General features: G+C 34.0%; 11 protein-coding genes and 1 other annotated feature. Of the genes, 8 read left to right on the top strand and 3 right to left on the bottom strand.

What is annotated here, in order from left to right; all coding sequences use genetic code 11:
- Window positions 1–59: 59 nt before the first annotated feature.
- A complete protein-coding gene (mnmM, locus tag CD128_RS05960; RefSeq protein ID WP_103329120.1) occupies window positions 60–620 on the bottom strand; it encodes a tRNA 5-(aminomethyl)-2-thiouridylate-methyltransferase MnmM in 561 nt (186 codons plus the stop codon).
- Window positions 617–1,576, bottom strand: a complete 960-nt coding sequence (mnmL, locus tag CD128_RS05965) for a tRNA modification radical SAM protein MnmL/YtqA (RefSeq protein ID WP_103329121.1) — start codon at window positions 1,574–1,576, stop codon at window positions 617–619. Before mnmL ends, mnmM begins: the two co-directional genes overlap by 4 nt.
- A 109-nt stretch (window positions 1,577–1,685) precedes the next feature.
- Here mnmL and CD128_RS05970 point away from each other — a divergent pair, with 109 nt between their 5' ends.
- The 3 genes from CD128_RS05970 (at window position 1,686) to CD128_RS05980 (ending at window position 5,934) form a co-directional block, all read left to right on the top strand.
- Window positions 1,686–2,876: an MDR family MFS transporter gene (locus CD128_RS05970; protein WP_103329122.1), complete on the top strand. Its 1,191-nt coding sequence runs from the start codon at window positions 1,686–1,688 to the stop codon at window positions 2,874–2,876.
- Between the two features lie 77 nt (window positions 2,877–2,953).
- Window positions 2,954–3,140: a binding site (T-box leader), on the top strand.
- A gap of 48 nt (window positions 3,141–3,188) precedes the next feature.
- The gene (leuS, locus tag CD128_RS05975; RefSeq protein ID WP_103329123.1) at window positions 3,189–5,603 is read left to right on the top strand and encodes a leucine--tRNA ligase; all 2,415 of its coding nucleotides are present in this window, start codon (window positions 3,189–3,191) and stop codon (window positions 5,601–5,603) included.
- A 19-nt stretch (window positions 5,604–5,622) separates the two neighbouring features.
- A complete protein-coding gene (locus CD128_RS05980; RefSeq protein ID WP_103329124.1) occupies window positions 5,623–5,934 on the top strand; it encodes a rhodanese-like domain-containing protein in 312 nt (103 codons plus the stop codon).
- A 130-nt stretch (window positions 5,935–6,064) separates the two neighbouring features.
- Here the strand turns inward: CD128_RS05980 and CD128_RS05985 are convergent, their stop codons facing one another.
- Window positions 6,065–7,333 (bottom strand): BaiN/RdsA family NAD(P)/FAD-dependent oxidoreductase, encoded by a 1,269-nt coding sequence (locus CD128_RS05985; protein ID WP_103329125.1) that lies wholly within the window; start codon window positions 7,331–7,333, stop codon window positions 6,065–6,067.
- 310 nt (window positions 7,334–7,643) lie between these two features.
- Here CD128_RS05985 and CD128_RS05990 point away from each other — a divergent pair, with 310 nt between their 5' ends.
- From CD128_RS05990 to dat, 5 genes are all read left to right on the top strand, one after another.
- On the top strand, window positions 7,644–9,281 hold the full coding sequence (locus tag CD128_RS05990; protein WP_103329126.1) for a putative polysaccharide biosynthesis protein: 1,638 nt from the start codon (window positions 7,644–7,646) through the stop codon (window positions 9,279–9,281).
- Complete coding sequence (locus CD128_RS05995) at window positions 9,278–9,970, top strand: pseudouridine synthase (RefSeq protein WP_103329127.1); 693 nt, start codon at window positions 9,278–9,280, stop codon at window positions 9,968–9,970. Before CD128_RS05990 ends, CD128_RS05995 begins: the two co-directional genes overlap by 4 nt.
- A gap of 21 nt (window positions 9,971–9,991) precedes the next feature.
- Entirely contained in the window at window positions 9,992–10,417 is a 426-nt protein-coding gene (locus CD128_RS06000; RefSeq protein ID WP_103329128.1) for a YtxH domain-containing protein, read from the top strand.
- A gap of 173 nt (window positions 10,418–10,590) precedes the next feature.
- The gene (locus tag CD128_RS06005) at window positions 10,591–12,000 is read left to right on the top strand and encodes a Cys-Gly-3M3SH dipeptidase (RefSeq protein ID WP_103329129.1); all 1,410 of its coding nucleotides are present in this window, start codon (window positions 10,591–10,593) and stop codon (window positions 11,998–12,000) included.
- A 3-nt stretch (window positions 12,001–12,003) separates the two neighbouring features.
- The gene (gene dat / locus CD128_RS06010; RefSeq protein ID WP_103329130.1) at window positions 12,004–12,852 is read left to right on the top strand and encodes a D-amino-acid transaminase; all 849 of its coding nucleotides are present in this window, start codon (window positions 12,004–12,006) and stop codon (window positions 12,850–12,852) included.
- The last annotated feature ends 282 nt before the right edge of the window (window positions 12,853–13,134 follow it).

The raw sequence follows: 13,134 nt of genomic DNA on the forward strand, positions 1-13,134 counted from the left end.
AGCTTAACACGTGGGGATGATAATGTGTTAGGCTCGTTTTAAATTTCTCTTTTTTTAAGTTATCGTTTTTCAATTGCACAAATAAATGGTGCGTTATTAATTTGATTAATAAATTGATATTGTAAAACGTGCGCTTTAGTTTGATCCATCGTCTTTAAATATTCCATAACTGTATCACGTTCTACTTTACCTTCTTCGTGACCATGATAAATAACTAATACGATAATTCCTTCAACACTTAGCAATTCAAATATATCTTCAATAGCTTTAATAGTAGTTGCAGGTTGCGTAACAATCGCTTTGTCACCTTTTGGAAGATATCCTAGGTTAAAGATGGCTGCGTCAATCGGCTTTGTAATTTTATCTTGCAAATGTTTCAAGATATGTTCATGCCCATCTTGTATCAATGTCACATTATCATAGTCTTTAACTTTTTCCGCAGTATTTTGAATCGCTGTAGCTTGAATATCAAATCCATAGACATGGCCGTTAGGCACTTGTTGAGCTAGGAATAAAGTATCGTTACCATTGCCACACGTAGCATCAATGACATTGCTGTCTTCTGTAATATGGCTTTGTATGAGTGTTTTTGAAAAGGGGAGAATACGTTCTAATTTCATGATTTGATTTTTGACTCAGTTGTATAATGTTTACCTTGATAAGAATCTCGACGTGCAAGTTCATTATCAATTTCATTTAAAACTTCCCATTTATTAACACTCCACATAGGACCTACCATCAAGTCAATTGGTCCATCTCCAGTGATACGGTGAATAATCATTTCTGGAGGTAATATCTCAAGTTGATCGCACACTAGGTTGGTATAGTCCTCTTGAGACATGAATTCAAGCATACCTTTTTCATATTGTTTCACCATAGGCGTACCTTTTAATAAATGAAGTAAGTGTATTTTAATACCTTGTACATCCATTTGAGCTACTTCACGTGCGGTTTCCATCATCATGTTGTAATCTTCACCAGGTAAACCATTAATAATATGCGTACACACATTGATGTTATGTTTTCTTAATTTTGCTACACCTTCATAATAAGTTTGCATATCATGTGCACGGTTAATTAAATCAGACGTTTCTTGATGGACAGTTTGTAATCCTAGTTCTACCCAAAGATAAGTACGTTCATTTAACTCAGCTAAATATTCGACTACATCATCTGGTAAACAATCAGGACGAGTGGCGATTGATAAACCAACCACGCCTTCTTCTTTTAAGACAGGCTCATATTTTTCTTTTAATACTTCAACAGGCGCATGTGTATTAGTGAAAGCCTGGAAATAAGCAATATATTTACCTTCGCTCCATTTTTCATGCATTCTATCTTTTATTTGTTGGAATTGAACTTCAATAGGATCTGCTCTATTACCGGCAAAGTCGCCACTACCTGCAGCAGAGCAGAATGTACACCCACCGTGTGCAACTGTGCCATCACGGTTAGGACAGTCAAATCCACCATCTAACGCAACTTTAAAAATCTTTTGACCAAATTTATTTTTTAAATGGTAATTCCATGTATGATATCGTTTATTTTCAAAGGCATACGGGAAATAGTTACCCATAATACATTATCCTTTCTATCTAACTTAGTTCTAAGTAAAGATTTTAACATATTTTAATGTTATAGTGTTTAATGTGGTTCTACAAATATATAAAGAGGGGACTAGAAATATGAATATACCTAAATCAGTATGGTGGCTAGTTATTGGTATGGCGCTAAATATAACTGGTGCCAGCTTTTTATGGCCTTTAAACACAATTTATATGAAAGAAGAACTTGGTAAGAGTTTAACAACGGCTACGCTCGTTCTAATGATAAACTCATTTGGCATGGTAGTTGGAAACTTACTAGGTGGTTCATTATTTGATAAATTGGGTGGTTATCGCACAATTTTAATAGGTGCCTTTACATGCTTAGCTAGTACTACCTTATTAAACTTCTTCCATGGATGGCCATGGTATGCGGTTTGGTTAGTATTACTAGGATTTGGTGGCGGAATGATAGTTCCCACAATATTTGCGATGGCAGGTGCCGTTTGGCCTAACGGAGGCAGAACGACGTTTAATGCCATTTATTTAGCACAAAATATGGGTGTTGCGCTTGGTGCTGCTTTAGGCGGTTTCGTAGCAGAATTGAGTTTTAACTACATCTTTATAGCAAACTTAATAATGTATGTTCTATTTACTATAATAGCAGTGACTCAATTCAATCTTGAATACCATGCTAAGATGAAAGCCCCTGACAGTATTGATATTAAAAGTAAAGAAAATAAAAAACGTTTCCTTGCTTTACTTGCTTTATGTGGAATGTTTGCTATTTGTTGGATTGCCTATATTCAATGGGAAACAACTATCGCATCATATACACAAGAACTAAACATTTCATTATCTCAATACAGTATTCTTTGGACGGTTAACGGTATTATGATTTTAGTTGCGCAACCATTAATTAGACCTGTTATTGTACTATTAAAAGGTAATTTAAAAGCACAAATGTTCGTTGGAATTTTAATCTTTATGCTTGCATTCTTTGTTACAAGCTTTGCCCAACAATTTACTGTATTCTTGATTGGTATGATTATTCTAACGTTTGGTGAAATGTTTGTATGGCCAGCAGTTCCTACTATTGCTAACTACTTGGCGCCTGAAGGTAAACAAGGTCAATACCAAGGTGTTGTTAATTCAGCATCTACAGTAGGTAAAGCGTTTGGCCCATTCATCGGTGGTGTGTTGGTAGATACCTTTAATATGAGTGCAATGTTCATAGGAATTATGCTTCTTTTAATTATTGCTATGATTTTCCTTGCTGTGTTTGATAAAGGATTACCAAAAGGCAAACATACTAGAAATACTCATCAATGATTTCAAGAATGATTTCAAGAGTAAATCACTTTTAATAAAATTAGTTTAACCACTTGCAAATACGTCGCGAATCTCATAATATTAAATTGTATTGGAGTAGTAGCTTAAAGACTTTTCAACAGAGAGCTAGTGGTGGTGCAAACTAGTGTTAAGAATTAAGTGAACTTACCGTTAAATAATTAAATTTAAAACATCTCTTACTATTATCAAGTGCACATAGTTATGTGAATTAGGGTGGTACCGCGGCTTAAAGTCGTCCCTTTAAAATGTAATAGTTAGAGGTGTTTTTTATTTGTCTTAGGAGGAGAAACTTTGGGTTACAATCACAAAGAAATCGAAAAGAAATGGCAAAATTATTGGGCTGAGAACAAAACTTTTAAAGCTAGTGATAATTTAGGTCAGAAGAAATTTTATGCATTAGATATGTTCCCATACCCATCAGGTGCAGGGCTTCACGTAGGTCATCCAGAAGGATATACAGCAACAGATATTATTTCACGTTATAAACGTATGCAAGGGTACAATGTATTACACCCAATGGGGTGGGATGCGTTTGGTTTACCAGCTGAGCAATATGCTTTAGATACAGGTAACGATCCAAGAGAATTTACTAAACAAAATGTTCAAACGTTCAAACGTCAAATTCAAGAATTAGGTTTCAGTTATGATTGGGACAGAGAAGTAAATACGACTGACCCTGATTATTATAAATGGACGCAATGGATTTTTATCCAACTTTATAACAAAGGTCTTGCTTATGTAGATGAAGTCGCAGTTAACTGGTGCCCAGCTTTAGGTACAGTGTTATCAAATGAAGAAGTTGTAGATGGCGTATCTGAACGTGGCGGTCATCCAGTATACCGTCGTCCTATGAAACAATGGGTATTAAAAATCACAGAATATGCAGATCGTTTATTAGAAGATTTAAATGAATTAGACTGGCCTGAATCAATCAAAGATATGCAACGTAACTGGATTGGCCGTTCTGAAGGTGCTCGCGTTACTTTTGAAGTTGAAGATAAAGATGCCTCAATTGATGTCTTCACAACACGTCCAGATACAATTTATGGTACTACATTCCTAGTGTTAAGTCCTGAACACGCATTAGTAAATGACATCACTTCAGAAGATAAAAAAGAAGAAGTTAAACGTTATCAAGAAGAAGCATCTAAAAAATCTGACTTAGAACGTACAGATTTAGCTAAAGACAAATCAGGCGTATTCACAGGGGCTTACGCAATTAATCCATTATCAGGTGAGAAATTACCAATTTGGATTGCTGATTACGTATTATCAAGTTACGGTACAGGTGCAGTAATGGCAGTACCAGCTCATGATGAACGTGACCATGAATTTGCTACTAAATTTGATTTACCAATTATCGAAGTCATTGAAGGTGGCGACGTTCAAAAAGAAGCATACACAGGCGCAGGAGCACATGTTAACTCAGGCGATTTAGATGGCTTAGACAATGAAGCGGCTATCAAAAAAGCAATCGAGTTACTTGAAGTTAAAGGCGCTGGAGAAAAGAAAGTTAATTATAAATTAAGAGACTGGTTATTCAGTAGACAACGTTATTGGGGAGAACCTATTCCAATTATCCATTGGGAAGATGGTACAATGACAACTGTTCCAGAAGATGAATTACCATTATTACTTCCAGAAACAGATGAAATTAAACCATCAGGCACTGGCGAATCTCCATTAGCAAATATTGATGAGTTTGTGAATGTTGTAGATGAAAAAACAGGCATGAAAGGTCGTCGTGAAACGAATACAATGCCACAATGGGCAGGTAGTTGCTGGTACTATTTACGTTATATCGACCCTCATAATGATAAAATGTTAGCTGATCCTGAAAAATTAAAACATTGGTTACCAGTTGATTTATATATCGGTGGGGTAGAACATGCTGTGCTTCACTTATTATATGCGCGTTTCTGGCATAAAGTATTATATGATTTAGGCGTTGTACCAACTAAAGAACCTTTCCAAAAATTATTTAACCAAGGTATGATTCTTGGTGAAGGTAATGAAAAAATGAGTAAATCTAAAGGTAATGTAGTTAACCCTGACGATATCGTAGCATCACATGGTGCTGACACATTACGTCTTTATGAAATGTTCATGGGACCTCTAGATGCTGCTATTGCATGGAGTGAAAATGGTTTAGATGGCTCTAGACGTTTCTTAGATAGAGTATGGCGTTTATTCATTAATGAAGATGGTTCACTTTCTGATAAAATTGTGGAAAACAACGACAATTCATTAGACAAAGTGTATAACCAAACTGTTAAAAAAGTGACAGAAGACTTTAATACACTTAACTTCAATACTGCTATCAGTCAATTAATGGTATTTATTAACGATTGCTATAAAGTCAACGAAATTTATAAACCTTATGCAGAAGGTTTTGTTAAAATGTTAGCTCCAATTGCACCACACATCGGTGAAGAACTATGGAACCGATTAGGTAATGAAGATACAATTACGTACCAACCATGGCCTACTTACGATGAATCATTACTTGTGGACGCAGAAGTAGAAATCGTGGTACAAGTTAACGGAAAAGTTAGAGCTAAATTAAACATTCCTAAAGACTTATCTAAAGAAGAAATGCAAGATTTAGCATTACAAGATGAAAATGTTAAACTATCAATTGAAGGTAAAGATATTAAGAAAATAATTGCTGTACCTCAAAAACTAGTTAACATTGTTGCTAAATAAAATTAAAGGAGTTTTACAAATGGAATCTATTAGTGTAGATCAATTAAAAGAGAAAGTATTAGATGCTAATCCAGTGAATATTGTGGATGTAAGAACTGATGAAGAAACTGCATTGGGAATTATTCCTGGAGCTAAAACAATTCCAATGGATCAAATTCCTGATAACTTAAATCAATTTAAAAAAGATGAAACATACTACATTATTTGCGCTGCTGGTATGCGTAGTGCAAAAGTAGTCAAATATTTAGAAGACCAAGGTATTCATGCTGTAAACGTTGAAGGTGGCATGAACGAATGGGGTACTGAAGGAACAGACATCGAAAGTATCTAAATAATACTAAAATCTTATTACTAAATATAAAACTAGCTCGAAAGAAGATATTCAAGTCTTTCGAGCTAGTTTTTTAGTTTTAAAATAAATATTTGTAATTTAACATAAAATCAAAGGCAGGGGGCCAGCATTACTGCTCTGCTTCTGGTTCAAAGCGTCCTGCTTCTTGTCCAGCGACATGGCCAGTGACCAAAGCACTCGTAATGTTATAACCACCTGTATAGCCATGTATATCTAATACTTCACCACATAAAAATAAGCCAGGTTGTATCTTAGACATCATTGTTTTCGGCCAAATTTCTTTCAAACTTACGCCGCCACCTGTGACAAATGCTTTATCGATAGGTAGCGTGCCATTGACTGTAAAAGTAAAACCTTTTAAACATTCAACAAATCGAGTGAGTTGTTGATTAGATAAATGATGATACGTAGTTTCATCATCAATGCCCGCTTGTTCTAGCATGAAGAGTAGATAACGTTCTTCAATTAAACCTCTTAGACTATTTTTCACATATTTATCAGGAACTTCATTAAGCATATTTTTAATTTTTTGTTCTAATTCATTTTGTTTAATATCTGGAAAGACATCAAGTTGCATCATAATATCTTGTTTCTTTTGATTCTTTTGCTCTTTATAAACAAATTGGCTACAGCGTAGGGCAGCTGGACCACTTATACCGAAATGTGTGAATATCATATCCATTTGATGACTTATACGTTTTTTGCCGTTCTTTTTCAAGACAGATAATTCTACATCTTTAAGGCTTAAACCTTTTAATTGCTTAGATTTAATAAACGGTTCGGCAGAAGTAATCGGCACTTCAGTAGGGAAGAGTTCGGTGATAGTATGGCCTAAATGTTCTGCAAATTTATAACCGTCTCCAGTAGAACCTGTTTGAGGAACACTTGTACCACCTGTGGCAATAATGACAGTTTTAGAAATAAATTCACCATTTTGCGTCGTCACTTTAAAATGATTATCCTCAGTCAATGTAATATTATTAACGATTGTTTCTTCTTTAATTTCAACGTGATTCTCTTTAATCGTATTAATTAAAGTATCTACCACATCTTGTGATTTATTTGATACAGGAAACATACGGCCATGATCTTCTTCTTTAAGTTTAACGCCACGACTTTCAAAAAATTCAATAATAGATTCATTGTCGAAAATTGAAAAAGGACTATAAAGAAATTTTCCGTTCCCAGGTATATTTTTTATGATTTCTGCATAGGGAAGACGATTAGTAACATTACAACGTCCACCTCCAGAAATTTTTAACTTACGTCCTAAACCTTTCTTTTTTTCTAATAAAAGAATTCGGTTATTAGACTCACTAGCAGCGACTGCCGCCATTAGTCCACTTGGACCGCCACCAATAATAATCGTTTGGTACATGTTTTAACCTCCATTATGACTCGTTAATATTTTATCTAGAATTATCATTTTTTACTATGAATATCGTAAGAATTTACAAAAGATAGATGACAAGTTACGCTAAACAAAGTATTTATACTTCTAAATTTTTAAATTATGCTTCATTAATAAATTTATTATTATAAGAATAATTCTTGAAAACTTAAAAAGATACAGGAAACAATAAGTATTTTGTGATATATTTTATAGTAATGCAAGTCTAGAAAACATGCAGAAGTAAAAAGTAAATCAATCAAGTCAATGATTAATTTTAAAGGTAGGAAGATTAAATATGAGTGAAAATAAGGAAATGGTACGAGGCACCTTCCTAATAACCTTAAGTATTTTAATTACTAAAGTATTAGGTGTGCTTTTTGTAATTCCATTTTACGCAATCATGGGTGCGAATGCTGAAGAAAAATTAGCACCTTTCAACTATGCTTATGTTCCTTATAACATCGCTATTGCTGTTGCAACAGCTGGTGTACCTTTAGCTGCCTCAAAATTTGTAGCAAAATATAATGCATTAGGGGCCTATAGGGTAGGACAAAAGCTTTACAAATCTAGCTTTATTGTAATGACTATTTCAGGAATTATAGGATTTTTAATTTTATTCTTCTTAGCTCCTGAAATTGCGAGTATCACCCTTGGTCAAAAAGAAGGAAAAATCGGTTGGACAGTAGCCGAAATTACCTGGATTATACGAATTATTAGTATGGTAGTGGTATTTATTCCATTACTCGCTACATGGCGTGGTGTCTTCCAAGGTTATGAATCAATGGGACCTACTGCTGTGTCAGAGGTTACTGAACAAATCGCTAGAATTATCTTTATCTTAATTGGTAGTTATTTAGTTCTGAATGTATTCCATGGTACATATTTACAAGCGAATGGTATTGCGACTTTTGCTGCCGCTATTGGCGCGATAGCTGGTCTCTTTACGCTATGGTACTACTGGCGCAAACGTAAACCATTTATCGAAGAAATGGTGGCTTCTGATCGCAGTGGATTAGATGTTTCTTATACTAAAATGTACAAAGAAATTATTTCTTATAGTATTCCATTTGTTATCGTAAGTCTTAACTTCCCGTTATTTAACTTAGTAGACCAATTTACACATAATAATGCATTAGATGCTGCTGGAATGCATACAAATAAAGACTATTTCTTTACAATTTTAAATTTTACGACAAATAAAATCGTAATGATACCGACATCATTAGCAGCAGGTTTCGCAGTGAGTTTAATTCCTTATATCACTAAGACATTTGCTGAAGGGCGCTTAACAGAAATGCACCGACAAATTAAAACATCAATTGGTGTTTTAATGTATATCACAGTTCCAGCAAGTTTAGGTATTATGGCATTATCATCACCATTATATACAGTGTTCTATCAATATAATCCTGATGGCAATAAGATTTTATTCTACTATGCACCAGTTGCAATTTTAATTTCTTTATTAAGTGTAACTGCTTCAATGTTACAAGGTATTAATAAGCAAAAATTAACAGTCTTTGTTATTTTAGGTTCAGTACTTTTAAAATTAATTTTAAACTTCCCACTCATCATGATGTTCCATACTGCCGGGGCAGTGTTAAGTACAGCCATAGCATTATTAGCTGCGAATATAGCAAATTTAATGATTTTAAAAGTTTATGCAAAATATCACTTTACTGATACATTTGTACAAGTTGCAAAAATCTTTATCTATAGCTTAATTATGATGATAGGAGTAGAGGTTGTGTACTTTATTTTAAGTCTCTTTATTCCTGTAGAACGCAAAATTGGCGCATTAATTATCTTAATTGTAGGTGTTATTGTGGGTGCATTAATTTACGGCACAATTACTATTAAAAATCGCTTAGCTGATGAGTTCTTAGGAGAATTACCTGGTAAAATTCGACGCAAAGTTGGTTTCTTAAGATGAGATTAGATAAATTTTTAGCTAATATGGGCGTGGGCACACGAACTGAAGTTAAACAGTTATTGAAAAAAGGAAATATAGAAGTAAATCAAAAAGTTGAGAAGTCTCCTAAAACTCAAATTAATCCTGAGCAAGATGAAATTTCGGTTAATGGAGAAAAAATTGACTTTATAGATAATATTTATATTATGCTTAATAAGCCTAAAGGCTACATCTCAGCTACTCACGATGATTCAGCTCAGACAGTGATAGATTTGATACCAGAGTATCAACACCTTGATATTTTTCCAGTAGGCAGACTTGATAAAGATACAGAAGGATTGCTCCTCATTACTAACGACGGACAATTTAATCATAATCTTATGAGTCCTACGAAACACGTTTCTAAGACATATGAAGTGGTCTCGAAATTTCCTATTAAAGAAAGCGATATTTCAGCTTTTGAAAAGGGAATCGAACTATCTGACGGGCCAGTCAAACCAGCCCAACTAGTTAAAGTTAACGATACAATTTCACATGTAACAATTTATGAAGGAAAATATCATCAAGTAAAAAGGATGTTTCATGCCATCGAAAATGAGGTATTAGAATTAAAACGTCTTAAAATCGCTAATCTAGCGATAGATGGTAATCTTCAATCAGGAGAGTATCGATTACTTACTGATGAAGAAATACAATTTTTACAACAATAACAAAAGGAGAAGGTGTTAACTATGGCTAAAAGAGCAGGTTTATTCAGAATTCTAGCTGGAATTGGTGCTGCAAGTGCTGCAGTTGTATTATCTCGTAAAGAAAGCAGAGATAAATTAAAAGAACAATATAACAAATATAAACAAGACCCAGAAGGTTATAAAGAAAATGCGAAAGACTTAGCTAACCAAATTGGTGCTAAAGCAAATGAAAAAATTCAAGACGTAAGAAATAACCCTCAAGATTATGCTAATCGTTTAAAAAATGATCCAAAAGCATTTCTTGAAGAAGAAAAATCTAAATTCACAGCCCAAAATTCAAATAATGAAGATTCTTTACAAGAAGGAAAATTTGATGATGAAGGTGGCGCAACAGTAAATAATAATTTACGTGTTGTAAATGAAGAAGATTTAAAAGATAATAAAAATGCTTTAGAAGATAAAGACTAATATTATTTTAATAAGATGTTTTTAGGAGTGAAACAAAGAAATCAAGTTTATTTGATTTTGGAGTTTCACTCCTTTTTTATAGAATTTATAAATTTTCTGACATCTTACTGTAATTTGAAGTCATATTTATGTAAAATAATAGGTATATCTATTGAAAAGGAAGTTGATCTCGAATGTGGAAAGAAAAAGTTCAAGAATATGAAAGTCAGATTATTGATGACTTAAAAGGTCTGCTTTCAATTGAGAGTGTTAGAGATGATGCTCAAGCTTCAACAGATGCGCCAGTTGGACCTGGCCCTAGAAAAGCGCTTGATTACATGTACGAAATTGCGAAAAGAGACGGTTTTTCTACACACGATGTAGATCACATTGCAGGACGTATTGAAGCGGGTAACGGTGACGACGTACTAGGTATATTATGTCATGTAGATGTTGTGCCTGCTGGAGATGGTTGGGATTCTGATCCTTTCAATCCTGTAGTAACTGACGATGCTATCATTGCTCGTGGTACTTTAGATGATAAGGGACCGACAATTGCAGCATATTACGCAGTTAAAATTTTAAATGAAATGAATGTGGACTGGAAAAAACGTATCCATATCATCATTGGTACAGATGAAGAATCAGATTGGAAATGTACAGAAAGATATTTCCAAACTGAAGAAATGCCAACATTAGGTTTTGCTCCGGATGCAGAATTTCCTGCTATTCATGGTGAAAAAGGAATTACAACATTTGATTTAGTGCAAACAAATACTGCTGACGATTCAGATGAACCAAATTATGAGTTATTATCTTTCGAATCAGGTCAACGTTATAACATGGTACCTGATTTTGCTAAAGCACGCGTCTTTGTTAAAGAGAATATGACAGACGTAGTCCAACACTTTGAACATTATTTAGACCAACATAGCTTACAAGGTGAAAGTGTTGTGGATAGTGGCGAATTAGTATTAACAGTTGAAGGTAAAGCTGTACATGGGATGGATCCTTCATTAGGTGTAAATGCAGGTTTATATCTTTTAGACTTTTTATCAACGCTTAACCTTGATCAAACTGCGAAAGAGTTTGTAGAATTTAGTAATCGCTATTTACATGAATCTCATTTTGGCGAAAAAATGGGTATGAAATTCCATACTGATATTATGGGCGATGTAACTACCAATGTAGGTATCATCACTTATGACAAAGAAAAAGCGGGTAGATTCGGTGTGAATTTACGCTACCCACAAGGTTTCGAATTTGAAGAAGCAATTGAACGTTTCACTAACGAAATTAAAGCTCAAGGCTTTGAAGTCGAACTAGGTAAAGTTCAACAACCACATTATGTAGATAAAAATGATCCATTTGTACAAAAACTTGTCACTGCATACAGAAACCAAACTGGCGATATGACAGAACCTTATACAATTGGTGGAGGCACTTATGCGAGAAACCTTGATAAAGGTGTAGCATTTGGCGCTATGTTTGAAGATTCAGAAGATTTAATGCATCAAAAGAATGAATATATTACTAAGAAACAATTATTCAACGCAACAAGTATCTATTTAGAAGCAATTTATTCACTATGTGTGGAGGGATAAACTATGACAAAAGTATTTATTAACGGTGAGTTTGTAAACCAAGAAGACGCTAAAGTATCATATGAAGACCGAGGATATGTATTTGGTGATGGTATTTATGAATATATCAGAGCCTACGATGGTAAATTATTTACAGTCGATGAACACTTTGAACGTTTTGTTAGAAGCGCTGGAGAAATTCAAATCGATTTAGGGTATTCAGTTGAAGAGCTGATCGATATTGTAAGAGAATTATTAAAAGTTAATGATATTAAAAACGGTGGTATCTACATTCAAGCAACTAGAGGTGTAGCACCACGTAATCATTCATTCCCAACGCCAGACGTTAAACCTGTATTAATGGCTTTTGCTAAAAGTTATGACCGTCCATATGAAGATTTAGAAAATGGAATCAATGCCGCTACAGTTGAAGATATTAGATGGTTACGCTGTGATATTAAAAGTTTAAACTTACTAGGTAACGTGCTTGCAAAAGAATATGCTGTAAAATATAATGCCAGCGAAGCAATTCAACATAGAGGTGACACTGTCACTGAAGGTGCTTCAAGTAACGTCTATGCGATTAAAGATGGTGCGATTTATACTCATCCCGTTAATAATTACATTTTGAATGGTATTACCCGCAGAGTAATTAAATGGATTGCCGAGGATTATGACATTCCATTTAAAGAGGAAACATTTACTGTGGATTTCTTGAAAAATGCTGACGAGGTCATTGTATCAAGTACATCTGCTGAAGTTACACCGGTAGTTAAAATTGATGGTGAAACTGTTGGCGATGGTAAAGTAGGACCTGTTACTCGTAAATTACAAGAAGGATTTAATAAATATATTGAATCTAAAAGTAAATAAAAAATAATTTAATTTGAATCTAAATTTCACAGAATGATTTAAATAAGCCTGGAACATTATACAATGTACCAGGCTTTTTTGACATATAGAGAGTAGCTAACTGAATTGAAAATGCACACATATTAAGCTTTTATCATTTCTAATTATCCTTGCTGGGGCAGGAAGATGAAATTATACTAACTTCTGTGTAGTTCCCGTTTCATATTTTTTACCTAAAAATTTATACAACTATTAGCCTTAAAATATGTTATAATATGACGTAAAGATTAATCGTTATTGAGC

It is taken from the genome of Staphylococcus croceilyticus (assembly GCF_002902575.1).
GTDB classification, from domain to species: domain Bacteria; phylum Bacillota; class Bacilli; order Staphylococcales; family Staphylococcaceae; genus Staphylococcus; species Staphylococcus croceilyticus.